Source organism: Bradyrhizobium sp. 22 (genome assembly GCF_000482425.1).
GTDB classification, from domain to species: Bacteria; Pseudomonadota; Alphaproteobacteria; order Rhizobiales; family Xanthobacteraceae; genus Bradyrhizobium; species Bradyrhizobium japonicum_B.
In genome coordinates, this window is the sequence record NZ_KI519399.1 from 2,738,928 (window position 1) to 2,762,141 (window position 23,214).

Consider the following 23,214-nt stretch of genomic DNA (forward strand, 5'->3'; position numbering starts at 1 on the left):
GTGGCGCTCACTTGTCGAAAACCTTGCCGCCGGTGAGCAGCGGGTTGAGGATCAGCGCCACCGGCGCCTGCGTGGTAACGGCCTGCTTGATCGAGCGGTCGGCGATGAATTCGAGCTCGTCGAGCCGGGTGATGGTGTGATGCTCGAGTGCCAATGAATCCAGCACCGGCCGCATGGTGCGGCAGACCAGCGATTGCCCGTAATTGAATTCGCCGAGCGTGCCGCGTTCGGACACGAACATGATCAGGGGGATCTGGTAGGGCACCGCGAGCGAGGCCAGCACGTTGGCGAGCGTCGCGAAGCCGGAGGTCTGCATCAGTACCGCGCCGCGCCGGCCGCCCATCCAGGCGCCTGAAACGATCCCGACCGCCTCTTCTTCGCGCGCGGTGGCAAAGGTGGTGAAGAACGGATCGGCGTGCAGGCTCTTGATCAATGGAGTCAGCACGCGGTCGGGCACGTAAGGGACGAGGCTGATCTCGTTTCGTTTCAGGGTTTGCAGGACGATGCCGTGCCAGCTCCCGTCGCTGGCCCCCTGTGCCGCCTGAGGAGGCGAAGTCCGCTGTTCCGCTATCGCCATGGCGATCTCCCTCGCGCCGCGCCGGCTTCTTGGTCTTTGCCATCGCCATTGCGTTGGCCGTCGCGGCAGTCTGCCGAACTTGACGGAGCGGGCGGGATTGTCAACATGTCCGGGCCGGCACCGTGATCTGCGCCAGACCGCCTGCCGTGGCCGGCACCGCCGTGTCATAAGCGGCGACGATTAGAAAATAGGAGGGAGGCAGGGACGCGCGCATCGCGCTGACCTTGCGCAGCCCTTCAAGAGAGCCGGAAGGGTCCTGATGTCCGTCAACAACAAGCGTGTCTTCTACGTCAAATACCTGGCCAATCCGATTTATGTCGACATCCTGAAGGCGCGGTCCGACGTCCGGCTCGACCGCATCGAGAACGAGAGTCCCGAAGACTTCTACGCGCCCATCCTCAGCGCGGCGCATGTCTACCAGATCGGCGCCGCCCGCGACGAACTCGCCCCGCATTTCCATGTCGATGCCGCCTTCCTGAAGCGCACCCCGAACCTGCTGCTCGTCTCCAGCAACGGCGCGGGCTTCGATCCGGTCGATGTCGAGGCCTGCACCGATGCGGGGGTGCTGGTCGTCAATCAGTCCGGCGGCAATGCCCATTCGGTCGCCGAGCACGCGCTGGCGATGATGCTGACGCTGTCCAAACGCATCATCCAGTCGGATCGCCGCCTGCGCCGCGAGCGCGACGTCAACCGCAACGAGCTCGTCGGCAACGAGGTCGAGCACAAGACCGTCGGCATCATCGGCCTCGGCAATGTCGGCCGCCGCATCGCCGCACTTTGCAAGGGCCTGCTCGGCATGAAGGTGCTGGCCTACGACCCCTATCTCTCGGCCGAGGTGATGGCCGAGCGGGGTGGGGAAAAAGTCGAGCTCGACGAGCTATTGCGCCGCGCCGATTTCGTCTCGATTTCCTGTCCGCTCGACAAGGGCAGCCGCAACATGATCAGCACGCGCGAGTTTGCGCTGATGCAGCCGCATGCCTACTTCATCACCACGGCGCGCGGCTTCATCCACGACGAGGATGCGCTGCTCCAGGCGCTGCGCGACAAGCGCATCGCCGGTGCCGGTCTCGACGTCTGGTCCAAGGAGCCCCCGCCGCCGGAGCATCCGCTGCTCCAGTTCGACAACGTGCTGGCAAGCCCCCATACCGCGGGCGTGACGGTCGAGGCGCGCCGGAACATGGGCCGGATCGCGGCCGAGCAGGTGCTGGACACGCTCGACGGCAAGCGCCCGCCGCGCATCATCAATCCCGAGGTCTGGCCGCACTATGCGGAGCGCTTCAAGCAGGCTTTCGGCATGACGCCGGGATAGGGGCAGCCAGATTGCCGTTCCGGGAAGGAGGCGCGGCGGGGAATCGCCGCCCGACCTTGATCCGCGTCAAAATCTCCTTTTCCGGCCCGGCCTAAATGGGACTAGAGTGCTGTCGGGGCAGCAGGGAGGTCCCATGTCAACCTATGTCGTCAAGTTCATGAAGAACGTGCTCGGTGAGTACGGCCGGCAGAGCGAGGTTTGCCAGAGCACGCTGGAAATCGACGCCGCTGACGAGAACGAGGCCAGGGAGCAGGCGAAAGCGAGATTCTGCAAGGATCAGGCACTGCATCACTGGTCGCTGCATGCCGACCGCATCCATGTGAAGCCGGCCGACTTTCCGTCGTAGGCCTGTTGTTTGAGCTGATCTCCGTGCAAACGCGTTCCATGGTTGCCGCGAGGAGCCGCAACACTTTGTGCTACGCGGTCCTCCGGGTCCGGATCACACTCTATCGGCCCGGCGCGTGACCGGCGGTGGCGTCGTCGTCCCGGCGCCGAGCGAGCGTTGCACCATGACGGTGTCGCACCAGCGGCCGTGGCGATAGGCGACGCCGCAGAGCAGGCCGGCGCGCGCGAAGCCAAACTTCTCGTGCAACGCCAGCGAGGGCTCGTTGTCGGCATCGATGTAGCCGATCATCTGGCGGAAGCCGGCCGCCGCGCAGGCATCGATCAATTCCTGGAGCAACAGCCGTCCGACACCGCGGCCGAGATGCGTGTGGTGGACGTAGATCGAATGCTTGGCCGTGTAGCGATAGGCCGGCCGTTTGCGAAACAGCACGGCGTAGGCATAGCCGACCACTTCGCCGCGAAAAGTCGCGACCAGATGGGGAAGGCGGGTCTGCTTCAGGTTCTTGCGCCGGTCGCGCAAATCGTCCGGTTCCGGTGCGCCGGTTCCCTCGACATCGCGCGGCACGCCACTGCGGACATGATGGCGGTAGATCGCCAGCATCGCCTCGACGTCGCTCTCGCGTGACGGGCGGACCAGGACGGGTTCGTCACTCGCGCGCATGGCTGTTTCGATCATGGGCACCTACTCGGCGACGACGTAAGTGTAGAGCCCGATCCGCCCCTGAGCATCGATCTCCTTGTAGACGCCCTGGATCTCGACGTCGAAACCCGGGAACGTGTTGAAGCAGGTCTCGAACATCTTGAGATAATCCACCATGGGCTTGGCGCGTTCGGTCAGTCGTTCGCCGGGCACGATGGTGGCGATGCCGGGCGGGTAGACCACGAAGGGCGTGGTGGCGATGCGGCTCGCGATTGCCTCGATCGGGAGGTAGTCAACGTCGTTCTTGAACAGATAGCGCGCGGCATCGCGGGGCGACATTGCGATCTCAGGCATGTGCTCAGGCATGAACTGCCGCGCCTGGAGCGCGCTGACATCGGCGGCGCGGAAGAAGCCGTGCATCTGCCCGCAGAGGTCGCGCAGCCGCACGCCGGCATAGCGCGCCTGCCGACGTTGATAGAACTCCGGGATGACATCTGCCAGCAGCGCATTGTCGTCGTGCAGCTTCTTGAAGGCAACGAGGCCGGAGATCAGCGTGCCGGCCTTGCTGGCCTCGACGCCGGGCGTGAGCAGGAAGAGCAGGGAGTTGAGGTCATTCTTCTCCGGCACGATGCGGTTTTCGCGCAAGTATTGCGCGACCACGGGGGCGGGAATGCCGTGCTCGGCATAGGCGCCGGTGGCGCGGTCGAAGCCGGGCGTGAGCAGTGTCAGCTTGTTCGGGTCGGTCATGGCAAAGCCTTCGGTGACGCCGGGGAAGCCATGCCAATTGCTGTCGAGCGACAGCTGCCACAGCGCAGGATTGGTGGCGAGCTCATCGGTGGAAAGCGTCTCCCAGGCGACATTGTGCGTGGCACCGGGACGGCTGACATCGGGAATAGCGACACGGTCGGGCACGAAGGGCTCGAAGAACCAGCGGCGGTCCGGATTCTGCTCTTTCTCCTCGAACTCCCTGCGCATCGCGCGGATCTTCTTGCGCAGCTCGATGCCAAGCCGGATCGTGTCGTCCCACAGCACTTCACCGGAGCGGCCCTTCATCATCTGCGCACCCACATCCAGCGATGCGAACAATGGGTAGAAGGGAGATGTCGAGGCGTGCTGCATGAAGCTTTCGTTGAAGCGGCGGTGCTCGACGCGCCGCTTCTGGCCGTGAATGTGGCGGTCCTTGATGTGGATCTGCGAAGCCTGCGAGAAGCTGGCAAGCTGCTTGTGTGTCGACTGCGTCGCGATGATGCCTGGCGCTTCCGGGGGAAGGTTCGAAAGGCCCATGGCGAAGCGGCCAGCATAGAGTGGGTGAAATTTCATGAAGCCGGCCCAGGCTTCGTCGAACAGGATGTAGTCGCAGAGATGGCCGATGCGCTTCAGGATCATTTCGGCGCTGTGGATCGAGCCGTCATAGGTGCACTGCTCGACGACGGCGACGCGAAATGGCCGCTCCCTGCGCCAGGCGTCACGATCCCGGACCAGCGGATGGTTGCGGATCGCCTCGCGCAAGGTCTTCTCGTCGAGCGCGTCCCAGCGCATCGGGCCGATCAGGCCCCAGGCGTTGCGGACGGTTGGGACATAGACCGGGATGCCGCCATTGATCATGAGCGCGCCGTGATGGGCGGCCTTGTGGTTGTTGCGGTCGAACAGCACGAGGTCGCCGTCGGTGACGAGGGCGCCGAGCGCGATCTTGTTCGAGGTCGAGGTGCCGTTGAGAACGAAATAGGTCTTTTCCGCGCCGAAGATGGCGGCTGCTTCCTTCTGGGCCTTCAGCGCCGGCCCCTCATGGGTGAGGAGGTCGCCGAGGTCGAGCACGGAATTGTCGAGGTCGTCTCGGAACACGGATTCGCCGAGATGCTCGACGAAAACGCGGCCGATCGGGCTGCGATTATAGAACACGCCGCCATTGTGGCCCGGGCAGGTCCAGAGCTGGTTTCCTTCCTCGGCATAGTCGACGAGGGCGCCGAAGAACGGCGTTTTCAGCGTCTCGGCGTATTGCTTGAGCCGGCTGATCAGGTTCTTGGCGATGAAGGGCGGGGTTTCCTCGGACAGAAAAACGTAACCGTCGATGAAGTCGAGCACCTCGACCGGCAGATCTTCGAAGCGCTTGCGCCGGATCAGGAGGATGATCGGAAAGTCAAGGCCACGGCGCCGCATCAGATTGATCAGGGCCGAGGTCTTGCCTTCGAGACCCTTCTTGCCCCAGTCCACCACCATGCAGCCGATCGCGGCATCGGTTTGCACCGCGATCTCGGCGTCTTCCAGCTTGCGGGCCCGGACCACCTCGAAGCCGGAGCGCTGGATTTCCTCGATGATCTGGTTGAAGCGAATGCCCTCGAGGTCGTCGGTGTCGAAGGCCGGTGCGGCGAAAAGGAAGTTGAAGCGCTTGAAATAGTCCATGGTCTGTCCCGAATGTGCCAGGAGATACAGCTCTCTGCACATTCGATGACAGCTGGATGACAGACGGCGGCAGACGGAGAAGCGCTAGCGTTTCGCCTCGCCGAACACCACCGTCGGCACCGCGCGGTTGACGATCTCGCGCAGCGCGAAGCTCGATTGCACGCGCGCAACGCGCGGCAGCCGGGACAGCTCGGTCCGGTGAATGCGCTCGAAATCCTGGATGTCGCGGGCCAGCACGATGAGGATGTAATCGTCGGTGCCCGACATCAGGAAGCAGCGCACGACGGAGGGGCATTTCACCACCTCCGCCTCGAAGGCCTTCAGCGCATCGTCGCTCTGGCTCTCCAGCGCGATGCGAACCAGCACAGTCGTGGTGAGGCCGAACTGGCCGAGGTCGAGCGTGGCCTGGTAGGCCTGGATGTAGCCGTCGTCCTCGAGCGTCTTCTGTCGCCGTGCCAGCGCCGTGCTCGACAGGCCGATCTTGCTGGCAAGCTCGGCATGGCTGGCGCGCGCATTGGTCGTGAGTTCCGCGAGGATCGCGATGTCTTTCCGGTCGAGGGCCAAGGTTTCGTTTCCAGCGTGAAAGAGCATTTCGGCGCCGGAAACCGGCGCTGGCGCGTCGAAACTAGCGGATATTTGCACGAAACCAAACCAGCCCCATCGCTACGATGAAGATCGGAATCGATCCGTTGGCGAAGGAGCTCAAGATGCGCGTCGGTGTTCCCAAGGAGATCAAGGTGCAGGAATATCGCGTCGGGCTCACCCCGGGCGCGGTCCGCGAATATGTCGCGGCCGGTCATCAGGTCGCGGTCGAGACCGGGGCCGGCGCCGGCATCGGCGCGTCCGACGAGGTGTATCGGCGGGCAGGGGCCGATATCGCCGACAGCGCCCGCGACGTCTTTGCCAAGTCCGAGATGATCGTGAAGGTGAAGGAGCCGCAGAAAAGCGAGTGGGCCCAGCTCCGGGAAGGCCAGATTCTGTTTACTTATCTTCATCTTGCGCCGGATCCGGAGCAGGCCAAGGGCCTGCTTGCCTCCGGCTGCACCGCGATCGCCTATGAAACCGTCACGGACGCGAGCGGTCACCTCCCGCTGCTTGCGCCGATGAGCGAAGTCGCCGGCCGCCTCGCCATCGAGGCCGCCGGCGCCGCGCTCAAGCGATCGGCCGGCGGCCGCGGCCTTCTGCTCGGCGGCGTGCCCGGCGTGCAGCCGGCGCGCGTCGTCGTGCTGGGCGGCGGTGTGGTTGGCACGCAGGCGGCGCGCATGGCCGCGGGTCTCGGCGCCGAAGTCACCGTGATCGACCGCTCGATCCCGCGCTTGCGCGAACTCGACGATCTCTTTGCCGGACGCGTGCGCACCCGCTTCTCGACCATCGAGTCGGTCGAGGAGGAGGTGTTCGCCGCCGACGTCGTGATCGGTGCGGTGCTGGTGCCGGGCGCCAGCGCGCCGAAGCTGGTCACACGCGCGATGCTGACATCGATGCGGCCCGGCGCCGTGCTGGTCGATGTCGCAATCGACCAGGGCGGCTGCTTCGAGACGTCGCATCCGACCACCCATAGCGATCCGACCTATGAGGTGGACGGCGTCGTGCACTATTGCGTCGCCAACATGCCGGGTGCGGTGCCGGTGACGTCGAGCCAGGCCCTGAACAACGCGACGTTGCCGTTCGGCCTGATGCTGGCCAACAAGGAGTTTGCCGCGGTGCTGGAGAACCCGCATCTGCGCAACGGCCTGAACGTGCATCGCGGACGGATCACCAACAAGGCGGTGGCGGAAAGCCTCGGCCTGGATTTCGCTCCGGTCGGGAGTGGGCTGGCGGCGTAGCTGCGCGCAATCTCCGTCGTTGCGAGCGTAGCGAAACAATCCAGAATCCCTCTGCGGAAAGACGCTGGATTGCTTCGCTACGCTCGCAATGACGCTGTGGGACGAGCGCAACTCAAGCGTCGATCGGAGTCGGCACCGCGAGATTGAGTTACCCCTTCGTTAGCCTGTACTGCCGCAGATCCGGATCGTGCGTCATGCGCCAATAATCGACGAACCGCCACGGCATCGCCGAGAACACGCGGCCGCTTGCATTGCGGTAATAGGTGCTCATGCCCGGATGCGTCCAGATCATCGCCTCGTGCTCGGCATCGACCTTGCGGACATAATCGTCGAGCACGTCCTGACGGACGTCGATCGCCGCGACGTCCTGCTCGATCATGTCGACCAGGCAGGCCGAGATGTAGCGGCTCTGGCACTCCGACTGGAAGATCACGCTGCCGCCATGGGCGGGGCCTGAATTCGGGCCGAGCATGCAGAAGAAGTTCGGAAAGCCGGGCACGGTGAGGCCGAGGAAGGCCGTTGGATTGTCGTTGGCCCAGGCCTGCCGCAAATCCTTGCCGTCGCGGCCGCTGATGTTGAGACGGGCCGCCATTTCCGTCACCTTGAAGCCGGTCGCCACCACGATGATGTCGGCGGGACGGTGCTTGCCGTCTGCGGTGACGATGCCCGTTTCGTCGAAACGGTCGATCGCATCGGTGACCAGCTCGACGTTGTCCTGCCGCAAGGTCTTGAACCAATTGTTGTCGAGCAGGATGCGCTTGCCGTAGGGCGGATAGGTCGGCACGCATTTCTCGATCAGGTCGGGCCGGCCCTGTAGCTCCGACAAGATGAAGTCCGTCAGCTCCTGGCGGTGCCGGTCATTGCCTTTGTTGACGGCGCGCTCGGGATGCGGCCAGGCCGGATCCTTGCGCAGGAAAGGCAAGAGGCCGTCGCCATAGCGCCAGAACATGTTGAAACGGTACCACTGCACGTAGAACGGCAGATGCGCCAGCAGCCAGCGCGCGCCCTCGCTGATCGGATCGGCATAACCCTTCACCGGCCGCGCCCATTGCGCGCTGCGCTGATAGACCGTGACCGACGCAACGCGGCCGGCAATCGACGGCACGAGCTGCATCGAGGTCGCGCCGGTGCCGATCACGGCGACATGCTTGCGATCGACGTTGATATCGTCTGACCACAGCGCCGAATGCAGGATCGTTCCCTTGAAGTCCTCCTCGCCTTTGAAGCGGGCGCGGGAGGGATCGTTGAGCTGTCCGATCGCACTGACCAGTGCGGTGGATTCGAATGTCTCTTCGCCGTCCTTGGTTCTCAGCGTCGAGATCCAGCGCCGCCGGCTTTCGTCCCAGCGCGACGAGGTCAGCTCGGTGTTGACGCGCAGATGCTTGCGGATGCCGTATTCGTCCGCGACCTTTTGGAGGTAGCCAAGCAATTCCTCGCGCTGGCAGAAGTAGCGGGTCCATGCGTTGCCGGAGCCGAACGAGTAGGAATAGGAATGGTTCGGCGTGTCGACGCCGCAGCCGGGATAGCGGTTGATCCACCAGGTGCCGCCAAGCTCGGCATTCTTCTCGACGATGGTGTAGGGGATGCCGAGATGGCCGAGTGCGACGCCGAGCGCAATGGCGCAGACGCCGGCGCCGACAATCAGCACATGCTGCCGGGCGAGCTTGTCGCGCGAGGGCTGCTTGCTCCAGCGCGCCTCGCGTGGGGCAAAGCCCATCTCCTCGCGCATCAGGGGCGCGTATTCCGGCGCGACGTTCTCGCCGAGACAGGCGCGCATCATCCTCAGCAGCAGCTCCTCGCCGGGATCGGCGATGACGGGCTTGGGCGTGCCGTTGGCGAACAGTTCGACCACCGCGGCGCGGATTTCGTCCTGGATCTCCGGCGGCACGCCGGCCTCGGGATCGGGGATGAGGCGGATATCGCGTTTGGGCAGGTACGGCGGTGCGAGCCATTTCTCGTCGCCGGTCATGTGCACCAGCACCATCAGCAGGCAGCGGATGTCGCCTTCTGCGATGGTCGAAGCAAGGTCGAGCCTGTGCGGAGAGTCGATGTTCATGGCGTGTCCTGGTCTTCGGACGGATTCATCAGCTGTATTGTGCCTGGGGTCACCACGCCATGCCACTGGTCCGGCGCAATCTGACCTTTTAGCTGGGACTTTGGTGTCCGGATAGGCCGGGAGAAGAAAACTATTGCCGTGACTCGGGTGCAAGGAAGGAGTTTCCCCTCCGGAGGCCAAAAACGCCAATCGCTTCCATTGCCGTTTGGACGGGAAACGACGACATTCCCACCAGGAATTGATGGATCGGCAGCTATGGAACGCACTGGATTTGAGCCCTTCGGCGAGCAGCTGGTGTCCGCGACGGACACCCAGCCGCGGTCGCGTGCGTCAAAGATGCTGTTGCGGGTCGGCACTGGTCTGTTCTGGTCGCTGGTTGCCGGCATCGTGCTGGCGCGTGCGGCCTTCTTCGAGCCGGGCATCTATGACGGCTTCAGCCGGGTCGCCTCGCTGGCCAAGAGCTTGATCTTCTGACCCAGACCATTCCGGTCTGAGGACAGGACTTCCCTCGGCCCTGGTATGTCGAAAACTTATTCCCCATCGAGCTGACGCTGCGTATAAATATTTCTCCTCTGGGAGAGATTTGTGTCGCAGAATCAAGCATCCAGTCCGGCCGATGCCAAGCCGGCCACCGCCGCAAGCCGTATCGCGGCGCTGATCCCGGGTATCCTCCTCTGCGTCGCCGTCGCCGGTGTCTCGGCCCTGCTGGAGCGGGCGGAACTGGGCTTTTTCGAACATCCCTATGTCGAAGCGCTGGTGATGGCGATTCTGCTCGGCATGGCCCTTCGCAGCTTCTGGAAGCCTGCGCCGCGCTGGCAGGCCGGCATCGCCTTCAGCGCCAAACAGCTGCTTGAAGTCGCGGTGATGCTGCTGGGCGCCTCCATCAGCTTCGCCGCCATCGCCGCCTCCGGCATCGCGCTGCTGGCCTCGATCGCCGCGGTCGTCGTAGTCGCGCTCTCCGTCTCCTTCGGCATCAGCCGGTTACTCGGCCTGTCGACGCGGCTGTCGATCCTGATCGCCTGCGGCAACTCGATCTGCGGCAATTCCGCAATCGCGGCGGTGGCGCCGATCATCGGCGCCAACAACGATGAGATCGCGTCCTCGATCTCCTTTACGGCCATCCTCGGCGTCATGATGGTGCTCGGACTTCCGCTGCTGATCCCGCTGCTGCAATTGTCGGCGACGCAATACGGCATCCTCGCGGGCCTCACCGTCTATGCGGTGCCGCAGGTGCTGGCCGCGACGGTCCCGGCCGGCCTCGTCTCGACGCAGATCGGCACGCTGGTGAAGCTGATGCGTGTTTTGATGCTCGGGCCGGTGGTCGTTGGCCTGTCGCTGGTCGCCTCGCGCTGGCAGAGCGACGCCAAGAGGACCAATGTCGGCTTCTTCCGCCTGGTCCCCTGGTTCATCCTCGGCTTCCTCGCGCTCGCCACGCTGCGCTCGCTTGAGATCGTTCCGCCCACGGTGGTCGGCCCGGTGACGAAGATCACGGGCTTTCTCACCGTGGTGTCGATGGCCGCGCTCGGTCTCGGCGTCGACGTCCGCGTGCTTGCCAATGTCGGGGGACGGGTAACCGCAGCCGTGACGTTGTCGCTGCTGCTGCTGCTCGGCATCAGCATCGCGCTGGTGCATTGGTTCAAATGATCAGGGCAGAACTGCCGTAGGGTGGGCAAAGCGAAGCGTGCCCACGCATTTTCGCGATCGAGAGAGGTGGTGGGCACGGCGCAAGGGCGCCTTTGCCTACCCTACGAAACCGTCATCGGCGCGAGCGCATCGGCAAAATCAGATCACATCCGCCAGGGAGTGCCCATGCAGCTCGATGCTCAGCCCCTGCATGCCCATGTCGCTGATCTCGCCGCCCATGGCCTTCAGGCTCTCTTCGCGGATCAGCGACATCAGCCCGCGGCGCAGCGCCAGGAACTCCGACGACATCATCATCGATTGCTGCCGCGGCCGCTCCAGCGGGATCGGGATTTCAGCCTTGATCGAGCCGGGGCGCGCGGTCATGCAATAGACGCGATCGGACAGGAAGATCGCCTCGTCGATGTCGTGTGTGACGAACAGCACCGAGATCTTGAGCCGCTGCCACATGTTTGTGAGGATCTGCTGCATGATGACGCGGGTCTGCGCGTCGAGTGCACCGAACGGCTCGTCCAGCAGCAGCACCTTCGGTCCCGTCGCCAGCGCGCGGACGATGCCGACGCGCTGCTTCATGCCGCCTGAGAGTTTCTCGGGATAGTGCTTCTCGAAGGCTTCAAGCCCGGCAAGGCCGAGCAGCGTACGTGCCGCGCGCTCGCGCTGCGAGCGCGGCATGCCGCGCATCTTCAGCCCGAACTCGACGTTCTCACGCACCGTCTTCCAGGGAAACAGCGAATATTGCTGGAACACCATGCCGCGCTCGGCGCTGGGACCGCTGACCTTCTCGCCGTCAACGGTGACGATCCCGGTGGTCGGCTTGAGGAAGCCGGCGACCGCGTTGAGCAGGGTCGACTTCCCGCAGCCGGAGGGGCCGACGATCGAGACGAACTCGCCGGGCTTCACGTGGATCTGCGTATCGGTGACGGCCTGCACCGGTCCCTCGATGGTCTCGTAGGCGAGGGAGAAGTTCTTGACCTCGACATGGCCCTTCGGCGTGCCCGCAATCATCTCGCTCATGTCGTCCTCCATGGCATCACCAATTTTCCGGCGCCTCTGATCAGGACGCTCGATCCGAGCCCGAGCACGCCGATTGCGATCATGCCGAGCGCGATGTCGGCGTACTGGACCAGCGAATAGGCCTCCCAGGTGAAGTAGCCGATGCCGTATTGACCCGAGATCATCTCGGCGGCGATCAGCGATACCCAGGCGACGCCCATGCCGACCGTGAGGCCGGTGAAGATGTGCGGCAGCGAGGCCGGGAAATACACCTCGCGGAAGATCGAGCGCTCGCGGGCGCCGAGACATTGCGCGGCGCGCACCAGCACGGGATCGACCAGCGACATGCCGTGCAGCGTGTTGACCAGGATCGGGAAGAACGAGCCGAGGAAGGTGATGAAGACGATGCTCTGCTCGTTGGTCGGCCACAGCATGATCGCCATCGGCACCCAGGCGATCGCCGGGATCGGCCGCAGCACTTCCGCGACCGGGAAGATGATCTCGTGCACCAGCTTGAAGCGGCCCATGATCAGCCCGAGCGGGACGCCGACGATGGCGGCGAGCGAGAAGCCGATGAAGATGCGCCGGCAGCTCAGCGCGATGTGCATCAGGAATTTGGGATCGTGGATCGCCGTGTTGAAGCTTGCATAGACCGCGAGCGGCGAGGGCACGTTGGTGAAGCGCACGAAGAACACGACGCGATAGGTGGTCAGCAGGTGCCAGACCAGCAGGAAGGCGAGCAGCGAAATCACGCCGATCGCGGTCGCGCGCAGCCCAGCCCGATTGAGCCGGTACCAGCGCAGCGCAAGTGTGCCGAAGGAAGGCGGCGCCGCAGGCGGCTGGGCGCTCACCGCGGGCGCAGGTCCCGCCTCTGCAATGGCTGTTGCCGGCATGCTGTCCTCGGGATGTCTGAGGAGGGCGGGACTGCTCACGTCTTGCCTCCGCCCACGGCGGCCTTCACCGCGTCATCGAAGCCAAGCACCTTGCCGCCGACCTTGGCGGCATAGGCTTCGGCGTCCTTCTTGAGCAGGAACGGGGCGACCTCGCCATTGCCGACCGCAAAGAAGGCTTGGTCGGCGAACAGCTTGATGCCGCGCGTCGTGTCGAAGACATAGGCGACGTTGATCTTCTTGCCCTTGGCCTTGTAGTCGGCGTACGCCCCGAGGGTGCAGGCGGCGGACGAGAAGGGCAAGATGCCGGCATCATCCACCCAGACCTCGCCGGCCTTGCGCGGATCGGCGATCGGCTTCTTGCAGAAGGCATCTTCGCCGGAGATCTCGCAATTCTTCGTGCTGGCCAATTGTGCGTCGTAGTCAAGCTTCATCTCGGCATAGGCCTTGCGGATATAGCTGTCGTCGACCCATTTCTTCGGATCGAATTCCTTCATGCGGCCGAGGTTCTGGAGAACCTTGACGTCGGCCGCGGCGGCATCGATCAGAGCGGGCTTGATCGTCGGATCGGTGGTCATGTTGCCGCTCGGCCCCAGGAAGATGTAGACGACTTCCTTGTTGATGCCGGTCCATTCCTGGATCTTTTCGGCGGCCAGCTTGGGATCGTCGCGCAGCCACTGATTGGCGGCGATCAGCGCCTTGAAATAGGCGACGACGACCTCAGGATATTTTTCGGCGAAGTCGGTGCGGACCACGATGCCGTGGAAGGTTGGCAAATTCGTCTCGACGCCGTCGAAGATCTTTCGCGCGAAGCCGCGGAACGGCAGCAGCTCGGCGAAGGGGACGAAGTCGGCATGCGCGTCGATCTTCTTCTCCTGGAGATTGGTCGAGCCGACCTCGGGGCTCTGGCTGACGAGCTGGAAGAAGTCCGATGCGTAGCCGCGATCCTGCATCGCCTTCAGCACCATGCCGTGCGCGGCGGAGCCGAAGGGAACGCTGACCAGCTTGCCCTTGAGATCGGCGAGGTCGTAGTAGGGTGAATCCTTGTGAACCACCATGCCGTTGCCGGAGCCGGACAGGCTGTAGGCGGCGATGCCCATCAGCCGGCTCTTGCTCTCGGGATTGCTCTCGAAGGTGAAGCCGTTCACGATCAGGGGATAGTCGCCCATCATGCCGATCTGCAGCTTGTTCGCCATCATCGCATTGGTGACGGGCGGACCCGAGGTGAAGTTCTGCCATTCCAGCGCGAACTTGATGTTGGCGTATTTGCCGTCCTTGGGCAGATATTTCTCCAGGAGGTGGAGCTGACGGATGACGACGCCCGCGGTCACCGTGTTGGTCGTGGTGTCCTGCGTTCCGATACCGAGCGTGACGGTTTCCGCCGCCGCCGGTTGCGTGACGAGTAGCGCCAGCGACGTCACCGACATCGCGATCGAGAGCGTGGGAAGATGGCGGACCATTCTCATCCTCATTCGGTTGGATGTGCTGTGGTTGCCATGATTGGGTGAGGGCGGGGGCAGGGCAAATCCGGAATGGTGACCGCAGTCGATTAGTTGCCGGGAAAAGGTGATTGCATACTCCTTGGGCAGTCTTGCACTATAAAGCCGCTTGCCTGTGCATCGGCCTTGGTCGCAAATTCGCCTAGTCAGCTGCGTGACCGCGCATCTCCTCCAGCACGTCGGTCCGGCAGACCACGATCTGCGACCGCTTGGTCTGCACGATTCCCTTTTCCTGCATGCGCTTGAGGCTGATGGTGACCCACTGCCTGGTGGCGCCGACCATGTGGGCGATGTCGGCGTGGGTGAAAGCCGCCGCGATCACGGTGCCGTCGGCGTCGTCGACGCCATAGAGCTCGACGAGATGCAGCAGGAGATGCGCAAGGCGCTGGGTGATCGAGCGCGTTCCCAGCATCTGCGCCAGCGCCGAATAGCATTTGCCCTTGAAGGTCAGGCCCTCGATCAGGCCGATGGCGAGGTTCGGGATCTCGGCGGCCAGGGACCGCAATTCCTTGCCGGGCAGGTGAACGACGCTGCAATTGCTGGACGCAACGCCGGACCATTGATGCACGGTGCCTTCGAACACTTCGGGTCCGCCGACGAAGTTGCCGACATGCCAATAGGCGAGCGTGATCTCGCGCCCCTGCGGCGAGGTGTAGAACACGCGGATACGGCCGCTCTCGATCAGCCAGATGCCGTCATGCTTGCCGCCCTGGTTGAACAGCGTCTGGCCGCGGTTCAGCACCTTTCGCCGGCCCTGTCTCAGCACCAGCTCCCGCTCGCGCGGCGACAGCTTGTCCATCAGCGGCGGCGGCCCCCCGATCCATTGCTGGTTCTCGGTAAGCAGCAGCGACGAGCTGCCCGCAGGCCGGACTGCCGGGGGAACGGCCCCGCGAACCGCATTCGCTGCCTGTAACATCGCCTACCTCCGGAACGTTCAAATCGTTCTAAAGAGGAGCAATGTCCGTGCCAGATGGAAAGCGCCAACCTCCTGCGTCATTCCGGGATGCGCGCAAGGCGCGCAGACCCGGAATCCATGATTACGAGCGGGGGTTATGGATTCCGGGCTCGTCCTCCGGGCGCCCCGGAATGACGACATTGGTCAACGCCCCGCCAGGCTCAGCAGATACGGCTTCGGGTAAATCCCCCTGTCATGCCCGTCCGAGAACGAGATGTTCAGCCCGTAGCCGAGATCGCCGATACCTGTGATCGCAACACCCGGAAAGGTTTCCGGGAAGCGGCCGTCGAAGCGGGCGCGCGTGCAGTGGGCGCATTTGCAGGAGAGGCGGAGTGTTTCGGCGGATACGCTCAGCGCATCGTCCTGCGTGGTGCGGACGAGAAGCGCGGCGAGATCGGCGCTCGCTTCGTAGTCGGCCACGGTCGGCGCCACCAATGCGGTCATGGTCATGACGAACCTCCGGCTTCTATCTATGTCGGCGCGGGCTTGCGCGAATAGCAACTAATTGCCGGGGAGGGCATGACCACCGCGCTCATTTCGATCACCGCTCCGCGAAATGGGAAACTAATCGACCGGAACTCTCACTTCCGAATTGCCGGACTCTCCTCTCTCCGAGACCTTGAGATTATCGATAAGGAGAGATCATGAGTGCATTTCAGAAGGAGACGGTTCTGTCAGTCAAGCACTGGACCGACTCTCTGTTCAGCTTCACCGCGACGCGCGATCCCGGCTTCCGCTTCCAGAACGGCCAGTTCGCGATGATCGGGCTCGAGGTCGAGGGCAGGCCCCTCATGCGCGCCTACAGCATGGCCAGCGCCAACCACGAGGAGGCGCTCGAATTCTTCTCGATCAAGGTGCAGGACGGCCCGCTGACCTCGCGCCTGCAGAAGATCAGGGAAGGCGACATCATCCTGGTCGGCCGCAAGGCGACGGGGACGCTGATCACCGGCAATCTCATGCCGGGAAAGCGCCTGCTGCTGCTCTCGACCGGCACGGGGCTTGCGCCCTTCGCCAGCCTGATCAAGGATCCGGATGTCTACGAGAACTACGAGACCATCGTGCTCGCTCATGGCTGCCGCCAGGTCTCCGAGCTTGCCTATGGCGAGAATGTCGTCGAAAGCCTGCGCAATCACGAATTCTTCGGCCCGCTGATCCGCGACAAGCTGGTCTACTACCCGACCGTGACCCGCGAGCCGTTCCGCAATCGCGGCCGCATCACCGATCTGATCGCCTCGAACCAGCTGTTCGAGGATGTCGGGCTATCAGGGCTCGATATCGAGACCGATCGCATCATGCTGTGCGGCAGTCCTGCGATGCTGGAAGAGCTTCACGCGATGTTCTCCGCGCGCGGCTTCGTCGAGGGCAACCACAGCCGGCCCGGTCATTTCGTGATCGAGAAGGCCTTTGTCGAGCGCTGAGGCGCAAATCGCGCTCCGGCGACAACTAATTGCTATCGCCGCGACGCCCCCTGAACAACTCTGATGCAAAGGCGCCGGAGATCGGCGAACCAGGAGCAAGTGATGGCACTAGATCAGATCGTCGACGGACTTTCGGAGGTTTCCTGCGATGTGCTGGTGATCGGCGGCGGCACGGCCGGCCCGATGGCGGCGCTGAAGGCGAAGCTGAAGAATCCGAAGGCCAACGTCGTCCTGCTCGAGAAGGCCAACGTCAAGCGCTCCGGCGCGATCTCGATGGGCATGGACGGGCTGAACAACGCCGTCATTCCCGGCTATGCGACGCCCGAGCAGTACACCAAGGAAATCACCATCGCGAACGACGGCATCGTCGACCAGAAGGCGGTCTATAAATATGCCCAGAACTGTTACTCGATCATCGAGGAGCTCGACAGCTTCGGCATCCGCTTCCTGAAGAACGAGAACGGCGATTACGCGGTCAAGAAGGTGCACCACATCGGCACCTACGTGCTGCCGATGCCGAACGGCGAGACCGTGAAGAAGGCACTCTACCGCCAGCTCCGCCGCGCCCGCATCCTGATCTCCAACCGCTACATGGCGACCCGGCTGTTGAAATCCTCGGACGGCCGTATCGCCGGCGCGGTGAGCGTCAACACCCGCACCGCCGAGATGCTGGTGATCAAGGCCAAGGCCGTGATCCTGTGCATGGGCGCCGCCGGCCGCCTCGGCCTGCCGACCTCGGGCTACATGTTCGGCACCTACGAGAACGCCGCCAATTCCGGCGATGGCTACGCCATGGCCTATCATGCTGGCGCCGCGCTCGCGAACCTCGAATGCTTCCAGATCAATCCGCTGATCAAGGACTATAACGGCCCGGCCTGCGCCTATGTCGCCGGTCCCTTCGGCGCGTACACGGCGAACAACGAAGGCTCGCGCTTCATCGAATGCGACTATTGGTCGGGCCAGATGATGCTGGAGTTCTACAACGAGCTCCTGTCCGGCAAGGGTCCGGTGTTCCTCCAGCTCAAGCATCTGCATCCCGACACCATCTCGGAGATCGAATCCACGCTGCACAAGGTGGAGCGGCCGACGCGCGGGCTGTTCCAGCAAGGACGGGGCGTCGACTACCGCAGCGAGTCGATCGAGATGCACATCTCCGAGATCGGCTTCTGCTCCGGCCACAGTGCCTCCGGCGTGTTCGTCGACGACAATGCACGCACCACCGTGCCCGGCCTCTATGCGGCCGGCGACATGGCGAGCGTGCCGCACAATTACATGCTGGGCGCCTTCACCAACGGTTCGGTCGCCGGCATCGACGCCATGGAGTTCGCCGACAGCCATGATTTCGCGGACTTCGATGCGGCCGACGTCGCGATGGAGCGCGAGCGCGTGATGGCGCCGACCAGGCGCGAGGACGGCATTCCGCCCAACCAGATCGAGTACAAGACCCGCCGCCTCGTCAACGACTATCTCCAGCCGCCGAAGGTCACGCGCAAGTACGAGCTCGGCATGCGGCGCCTGGCCGAAGCGCGCGAGGACATGCAGGAGCACATGATCGCGCGCAACGCGCACGAATTGCTGCGCGCGCTCGAAGTGCAGTCGATCATGGATTGCGCCGACATGGCCGCGCACGCCTCGCTCTACCGCGAGGAAAGCCGCTGGGGTCTCTATCACTGGCGCACCGATTTCCCGGAGAAGGACAACGAGAACTGGTTCTGCCACACGCTGCTGTCCAAGCAGGACGGCAAGATGACCAGCGAGAAGCGCGCCGTCGAACCTTACGTCGTTCCGATCGCGGATGACGAGAAGGACCTCTACGACAAGCAGCGAATCCGCGCCTCGGCCTGATCCACCCGAACACAGCAACAGGAGACATCACATGCCTCTCGCGTCCTATCAGACATCGGTTCCGGTGGTCGTTGACGACGCCAAATGCATCGCCGACAAGGGCTGCACCGTCTGCGTCGACGTCTGCCCGCTCGACGTCTTGCGCATCAGCGACATGACCAACAAGGCCTACATGGCCTATGACGAGTGCTGGTACTGCATGCCCTGCGAGGCCGATTGCCCGACCGGCGCCGTCACCGTCAATATTCCCTATCTGTTGAGGTGATCATGTCGAGCCCGTTTGAATCCTACGACGATCTGGAGGATGCCGACGAGCGGTTGCAGGCGGCTGATCCCGCCGAGCGCCGCGTCGCCATCATCGCGCTCGGCCATTCCGGCGATCCCGCCGCCGTCGCGCATCTTGCCAACATGGTCGCCGATCCCGACGCCGGCGTGCGCCAGCAAGTGGCGATGGCGCTCGGCGAGTTCGACGGGCCGGAGGCGGCGAGCGCGCTGGTGAAGCTGCTGGTCGATCCCGAAAGAATCGTCGCAGCCGCTGCGGCCGACAGCATGGCCGAGTTCAAGGATCCCGCCTGCGCGGAGGTCATCCTGCCCCTGGTCCGGCACGCCCACGCCTTCGTCCGCATGGGCGCGCTGCGTGCGCTGAAGGAGCTGCGATGCAAGGACACGCTGAAGCCGGCGCTGGAAGCGCTGCAGGATTCCGATGCCGCCGTGCGCGTGCAGGCCATCGGCGTGATCGGCTTCCTCAAGCTGGAGGAATCCATCCCCGCCCTGACCGCACTGATCAACGATCCCGACGCCCATGTCCGCCGTGCCGCCGTGAGCGCGCTGGCGTTCTCGCAGATGAAGCCGGCGGCCGAGACCATCACCCGTGCGCTGAAGGACGGCGACTGGATGGTGCGTGAGATGGCCGCGGAGACACTGGGCCTGAACGCCAATGGTGCGATCGCGGCTGATCAGCTGGTCGCATGCCTCGCGGACGAATTCTGGCAGGTGCGGCTGAAGGCGATCCGCAGCCTCGGGAGGATGAAGATCGAACGTGCGGTGCGGCCGATCGGCCATTGCGTCAACCACGACCAGGCTAACTTGCGCAAGGAAGCGGCCGCCGCGCTCGGCGAGATCGCGCATCCCGACGGTGAGGCGTTCCTGGCCGTGATCGCCGACGATCCCGATCCCGACGTCCGCAAGAATGCGCGTTGGGCGCTGCAGCAGATCGCAGCCCGCAAGGCCCGGGCAGGGGCCTAGCGGCGCCGCTCTGGACATCCGGAGCCAGACGTTTATTTGTCTTCGCCAACGAGATCGGCTGCTGCGAACGGCCGATCCCCTGGATAGAGCGAGGACGCCGCCATGACGACATTGACCGTGAAGGACCTTCTCCCCGAGGATGGAACGAAGGGGACGCTGGTCGGCCGCGTCTGGCTGCCGCAGGTGAACGGTCCGGCCGTCGTCGCCGTGCGGGGCGATGGCGTATTCGACGTCACCGCAAAGTTTCCGACCGTCAGCGCGCTCTGCGAGGAAGACGATCCGGCCAAGGCGCTCGGCGCGACCAAGGGCGAGCGCATCGGCGATCTCGAGGCCCTCGTGGCCAACACGGCACCCGATGGGCGTGATCCGAAAAAGCCCTGGCTGCTCGCGCCGGTCGATCTCCAGACCCTGAAGGCGGCGGGCGTCACCTTCGCCATCTCGATGCTGGAGCGTGTGATCGAGGAGCGCGCCAAGGGCAATCCGGCCTCGGCCGAGGCGATCCGCAAGGAGGTGACGCGGCTGATCGGCGACGATCTGTCGAAGCTCAAGCCGGGCTCCGATCAGGCCATGCACCTGAAGCAGGTGCTGATCGATCAGAACGCCTGGAGCCAGTATCTCGAAGTCGGCATCGGCCCCGATGCCGAGGTCTTCACCAAGGCCCCGACCATGTCCTCCGTCGGCACCGGCATGGATGCGGGCCTGCACCCGAAATCGACCTGGAACAATCCCGAGCCTGAGCTCGTGCTGTTCGTCTCCAGCCGTGGCAAGATCGTCGGCGGTGCACTCGGAAATGACGTGAACTTGCGCGACTTCGAGGGGCGCTCGGCGCTGCTGCTGTCGAAGGCCAAGGACAACAACGCCTCCTGCTCGATCGGCCCGTTGCTGCGCCTGTTCGACGACAGCTTCACGCTCGACGATGCGCGCAAGCTCGACATCAGCCTCAACGTGAAGGGCACGGACGGGTTCGTTCTCGACGGTCATTCCTCCATCAGCAAGATCAGCCGCGACCCGACCGACCTCGTCGCGCAGACCATCGGCAAGATCCATCAATACCCCGACGGCTTCGTGCTGTTCCTCGGCACCATGTTCGCGCCCGTGAAGGACCGCGATGCGCCGGGGCAGGGCTTCACCCACAAGCGCGACGACATCGTCACGATTGCCGCGCCCCAGCTCGGCAAGCTCGTCAATCGCATGCGCACCAGTGATGAGTGCGAGCCCTGGACCTTCGGCATCGGCGCGCTGATGAAGAACCTGGCGCAGCGGAAGCTGATCTAGCTCTTCGCCTCAGCGCAAAATACGCAAAGCGTGGGTTGATAGACGCGGAGCTCTATCCACCGAGGAGCGCGCGCGACCGTTTATCGCCGCCGTTGCGGACCGATCACTTGCATCCAAATCCGCAAATTCCCTTCATCTGCCCGTTGCATCACTGGAACAAAATCCCGCTTAGCGTGTCATAGAAGCGCGCGCTGCTCCTCCGTGCGTTTTCCCCAAATAGTCAAATAATATGACTAGTCGGAACCCCTCTTCCGTGGAATAGTGCCCGCCATCGCCCGCAAAGGGCGGTCTTTGCGGGCGCCAGCGACCAATCCGGCGCCCAGGACAAATCTTGGGAGACGCGCCTGACGACCCTCAAAGCCCTCTTTGCGGCCGGCGCCACGGCCGCGTTGCTGCTCGCGCAGCCCGCCCGGCGGTCTTCGACGCTGCGTTGCGGTTGCCCGGAGGCGGGCGGTTGACGGCGATCGCGATCATCATGCTGGTGCTCGTCATCGGCGGCGCCCTGCTGCATCTCGCCCGGTTCGGCGCCAACGTCTACGCGCTCGGCGGCAGCCGGGTCGCGCTCGCGCGCCGGCCGGCGACGAAGAGCGCAGGAGCCGCCGCATGACCTCGCGCATCGTCGTCATCCCGACGCGGCGGGCTCACTCCAACCATGCGGAGGTCGCCCGCTCGATCGGCATCGACATCATCGCCGGACGTTACGCGGAGGGGACGCGCCTGCCGGGCGACGCCGAGATGATCGCGATGTTCGGCGTGTCGCGGCCGGTGCTGCGGGAGAGCGTGAAGACGCTGGTCGCCAAGGGGCTGCTCACCACCAAGGCGCGGGTCGGCACCGTCGTGCGCGAGCGCGGCGCCTGGAACATGTTCGACGCCGACGTGCTGGCCTGGCACCTGGACGCCGGCATCGACAAGCGTTTCCTGAACGATCTCGCCGAGATCCGGCTTGCGGTCGAGCCGCGCGCGGCGATGCTGGCGGCCACGCGGCGGTCCGAGCACGATCTCGCCGAGCTCCGGCACAGCATGGAGCGGATGCGGCTCGAAGCGTCCGACTCGGTCGGCTTTGCCGATGCCGACCTCGCGCTTCACGTCGCGGTGGCGCGCGCCTCCGGCAATCTGTTCATGCGCTCGATCGGCCACGTCATCGAGGCAGCGCTGCGCGCCTCGTTCCTGCTCAGCGCCCCGGTCGAGCCGGAGGACCGCGACACGGTGCTGCTGTGGCACCAGAACATCGTCGATGCGATCGCGGCGGGCGATGCCGACGCCGCCTCGGAGGCGATGGTCTTCGTCATTCACAACGGCATGCATCGCCATGAGGGCACGGTCATCGAGACCGCAGCGGCCGAGACGGTGCCATCGGCCGAATCCGGAGAGAGATCGTGACGGAACTTCGCATTGCCATCGTCGGCTTCGGCAAGATCGCGCGTGACCAGCACGTCGGGGCGATTGCCGCGGTGCCGGGCGCGACGCTGGCGGCGATTGCCAGCCGCAATGCCTCGCTGCCGGGCCTGCCGCACTTCGCGACCGTCGAGGAGCTGCTGGAGGAAGGACCGCCGATCGACGCCGTGTCGCTCTGCACGCCGCCGCAGGTGAGGCGCGCGCAGGCGGCCGCGGCGCTTGCTGCCGGCAAGCATGTCATGCTGGAGAAGCCGCCGGGCGCCGGCGTGGCCGAGCTCGATCCGTTGATCGAGATGGCGGCGCAGGCAAAGCGAACGCTGTTTGCGACCTGGCATTCGCGCCATGCGCCGGCGGTCGAGCCGGCGCGACAATGGCTCGCCGAGCGACGCATCCAATCGGTGCACATCAGCTGGAAGGAGGATGTCCGCGTCTGGCATCCCGGCCAGAGCTGGATCTGGGAACCCGGTGGCCTCGGCGTGTTCGATCCCGGCATCAACGCGTTGTCGATCCTGACCAGAATACTGCCCAGGCCGGTGTTCGTCACCGCGGCCGAACTTGCCTTTCCGGCCAACTGCCAAGCGCCGATCGCTGCGAGCCTGACCCTGACCGACATAGGCGGCCTGCCTGTGACCGCCGAGTTCGACTTTCGCCAGACCGGGCCGCAAAGCTGGGATATTGTCGTCGATACCGATCGCGGCCGGATGACCTTGTCCAGCGGGGGCGCACGCATGGCCATCGACGACAAGGTTCTTGCCGAAGCTCCCGATGAGGAATATCGCGGGCTCTACCGGCGCTTCGTCGAGCTCGCGGCGACCGGTGCAAGCGATGTCGATCTGACACCGCTACGCCTCGTCGCCGACGCCTTCCTGCTTGGCAAGCGTACAATTGTCGAACCGTTCGTGGATTAG

At 64.4% G+C, this 23,214-nt stretch carries 22 protein-coding genes and 1 pseudogene; 13 read left to right on the forward strand and 10 right to left on the reverse strand.

Features of this window, described 5'->3' with window-relative positions:
* Positions 1 to 7: 7 nt before the first annotated feature.
* The gene (locus tag K410_RS0114170) at positions 8 to 577 is read right to left on the reverse strand and encodes a thiamine pyrophosphate-binding protein (protein ID WP_028135490.1); all 570 of its coding nucleotides are present in this window, start codon (positions 575 to 577) and stop codon (positions 8 to 10) included.
* Positions 578 to 836: 259 nt separating this feature from the next.
* Between K410_RS0114170 and K410_RS0114175 the strand changes: the two genes are divergently transcribed.
* Together K410_RS0114175 and K410_RS0114180 are read left to right on the forward strand one after the other, a co-directional pair.
* Complete coding sequence (locus K410_RS0114175) at positions 837 to 1,886, forward strand: hydroxyacid dehydrogenase (protein WP_028135491.1); 1,050 nt, start codon at positions 837 to 839, stop codon at positions 1,884 to 1,886.
* A gap of 133 nt (positions 1,887 to 2,019) precedes the next feature.
* Positions 2,020 to 2,232, forward strand: coding sequence for a hypothetical protein (locus K410_RS0114180; protein ID WP_028135492.1), 213 nt, complete (start codon positions 2,020 to 2,022; stop codon positions 2,230 to 2,232).
* Between the two features lie 93 nt (positions 2,233 to 2,325).
* On the opposite strand, the gene K410_RS0114185 is transcribed toward K410_RS0114180, so the two are convergent.
* The 3 genes from K410_RS0114185 to K410_RS0114195 form a co-directional block, all read right to left on the reverse strand.
* Entirely contained in the window at positions 2,326 to 2,907 is a 582-nt protein-coding gene (locus K410_RS0114185) for a GNAT family N-acetyltransferase (RefSeq protein ID WP_028135493.1), read from the reverse strand.
* Positions 2,908 to 2,913: 6 nt separating this feature from the next.
* Entirely contained in the window at positions 2,914 to 5,271 is a 2,358-nt protein-coding gene (locus K410_RS0114190; RefSeq protein WP_028135494.1) for an Orn/Lys/Arg family decarboxylase, read from the reverse strand.
* A gap of 84 nt (positions 5,272 to 5,355) precedes the next feature.
* Positions 5,356 to 5,835 (reverse strand): Lrp/AsnC family transcriptional regulator, encoded by a 480-nt coding sequence (locus K410_RS0114195; RefSeq protein ID WP_028135495.1) that lies wholly within the window; start codon positions 5,833 to 5,835, stop codon positions 5,356 to 5,358.
* A gap of 143 nt (positions 5,836 to 5,978) precedes the next feature.
* Between K410_RS0114195 and ald the strand changes: the two genes are divergently transcribed.
* Positions 5,979 to 7,094, forward strand: coding sequence for an alanine dehydrogenase (gene ald, locus K410_RS0114200; protein ID WP_028135496.1), 1,116 nt, complete (start codon positions 5,979 to 5,981; stop codon positions 7,092 to 7,094).
* 148 nt (positions 7,095 to 7,242) lie between these two features.
* On the opposite strand, the gene K410_RS0114205 is transcribed toward ald, so the two are convergent.
* On the reverse strand, positions 7,243 to 9,150 hold the full coding sequence (locus tag K410_RS0114205; protein WP_028135497.1) for a flavin-containing monooxygenase: 1,908 nt from the start codon (positions 9,148 to 9,150) through the stop codon (positions 7,243 to 7,245).
* Between the two features lie 255 nt (positions 9,151 to 9,405).
* Here K410_RS0114205 and K410_RS0114210 point away from each other — a divergent pair, with 255 nt between their 5' ends.
* Together K410_RS0114210 and K410_RS0114215 are read left to right on the forward strand one after the other, a co-directional pair.
* Positions 9,406 to 9,624, forward strand: a complete 219-nt coding sequence (locus tag K410_RS0114210) for a hypothetical protein (protein ID WP_028135498.1) — start codon at positions 9,406 to 9,408, stop codon at positions 9,622 to 9,624.
* 111 nt (positions 9,625 to 9,735) lie between these two features.
* Positions 9,736 to 10,794 carry a YeiH family protein gene (locus K410_RS0114215; RefSeq protein ID WP_028135499.1) on the forward strand — a complete coding sequence of 353 codons (1,059 nt, stop codon included), beginning with the start codon at positions 9,736 to 9,738 and terminating at the stop codon, positions 10,792 to 10,794.
* Positions 10,795 to 10,932: 138 nt separating this feature from the next.
* Here K410_RS0114215 and K410_RS0114220 read toward each other — a convergent pair whose 3' ends face one another.
* The 5 genes from K410_RS0114220 to K410_RS0114240 all read right to left on the reverse strand — a co-directional run bounded on the left by K410_RS0114220 (position 10,933) and on the right by K410_RS0114240 (position 15,578).
* Positions 10,933 to 11,817 (reverse strand): ABC transporter ATP-binding protein, encoded by an 885-nt coding sequence (locus K410_RS0114220; protein WP_155253395.1) that lies wholly within the window; start codon positions 11,815 to 11,817, stop codon positions 10,933 to 10,935.
* On the reverse strand, positions 11,802 to 12,716 hold the full coding sequence (locus tag K410_RS0114225) for an ABC transporter permease (protein ID WP_028135501.1): 915 nt from the start codon (positions 12,714 to 12,716) through the stop codon (positions 11,802 to 11,804). The genes K410_RS0114220 and K410_RS0114225 overlap by 16 nt, the downstream gene beginning before the upstream one ends.
* Positions 12,713 to 14,134 (reverse strand): ABC transporter substrate-binding protein, encoded by a 1,422-nt coding sequence (locus K410_RS0114230; RefSeq protein WP_028135502.1) that lies wholly within the window; start codon positions 14,132 to 14,134, stop codon positions 12,713 to 12,715. The genes K410_RS0114225 and K410_RS0114230 overlap by 4 nt, the downstream gene beginning before the upstream one ends.
* Positions 14,135 to 14,315: 181 nt before the next feature.
* On the reverse strand, positions 14,316 to 15,089 hold the full coding sequence (locus tag K410_RS0114235; RefSeq protein ID WP_028135503.1) for a Crp/Fnr family transcriptional regulator: 774 nt from the start codon (positions 15,087 to 15,089) through the stop codon (positions 14,316 to 14,318).
* A 183-nt stretch (positions 15,090 to 15,272) separates the two neighbouring features.
* Positions 15,273 to 15,578, reverse strand: coding sequence for a gamma-butyrobetaine hydroxylase-like domain-containing protein (locus K410_RS0114240; RefSeq protein ID WP_028135504.1), 306 nt, complete (start codon positions 15,576 to 15,578; stop codon positions 15,273 to 15,275).
* A gap of 194 nt (positions 15,579 to 15,772) precedes the next feature.
* Between K410_RS0114240 and K410_RS0114245 the strand changes: the two genes are divergently transcribed.
* The 8 genes and pseudogenes from K410_RS0114245 (at position 15,773) to K410_RS0114280 (ending at position 23,214) form a co-directional block, all read left to right on the forward strand.
* Positions 15,773 to 16,546 carry a ferredoxin--NADP reductase gene (locus tag K410_RS0114245; RefSeq protein WP_028135505.1) on the forward strand — a complete coding sequence of 258 codons (774 nt, stop codon included), beginning with the start codon at positions 15,773 to 15,775 and terminating at the stop codon, positions 16,544 to 16,546.
* 102 nt (positions 16,547 to 16,648) lie between these two features.
* On the forward strand, positions 16,649 to 18,391 hold the full coding sequence (locus K410_RS0114250) for a fumarate reductase/succinate dehydrogenase flavoprotein subunit (RefSeq protein ID WP_028135506.1): 1,743 nt from the start codon (positions 16,649 to 16,651) through the stop codon (positions 18,389 to 18,391).
* A gap of 31 nt (positions 18,392 to 18,422) precedes the next feature.
* Positions 18,423 to 18,656 carry a 4Fe-4S dicluster domain-containing protein gene (locus tag K410_RS0114255; protein ID WP_007593252.1) on the forward strand — a complete coding sequence of 78 codons (234 nt, stop codon included), beginning with the start codon at positions 18,423 to 18,425 and terminating at the stop codon, positions 18,654 to 18,656.
* A gap of 2 nt (positions 18,657 to 18,658) precedes the next feature.
* The gene (locus K410_RS0114260; RefSeq protein WP_028135507.1) at positions 18,659 to 19,636 is read left to right on the forward strand and encodes a HEAT repeat domain-containing protein; all 978 of its coding nucleotides are present in this window, start codon (positions 18,659 to 18,661) and stop codon (positions 19,634 to 19,636) included.
* A gap of 102 nt (positions 19,637 to 19,738) precedes the next feature.
* Positions 19,739 to 20,911, forward strand: coding sequence for a fumarylacetoacetate hydrolase family protein (locus tag K410_RS0114265; protein WP_028135508.1), 1,173 nt, complete (start codon positions 19,739 to 19,741; stop codon positions 20,909 to 20,911).
* Positions 20,912 to 21,326: 415 nt separating this feature from the next.
* Positions 21,327 to 21,467, forward strand: a pseudogene (locus K410_RS39490) (sugar ABC transporter permease YjfF); the annotation flags it as partial.
* A 47-nt stretch (positions 21,468 to 21,514) separates the two neighbouring features.
* The gene (locus K410_RS0114275) at positions 21,515 to 22,291 is read left to right on the forward strand and encodes a FadR/GntR family transcriptional regulator (protein ID WP_028135509.1); all 777 of its coding nucleotides are present in this window, start codon (positions 21,515 to 21,517) and stop codon (positions 22,289 to 22,291) included.
* Complete coding sequence (locus K410_RS0114280) at positions 22,288 to 23,214, forward strand: Gfo/Idh/MocA family protein (RefSeq protein WP_028135510.1); 927 nt, start codon at positions 22,288 to 22,290, stop codon at positions 23,212 to 23,214. Before K410_RS0114275 ends, K410_RS0114280 begins: the two co-directional genes overlap by 4 nt.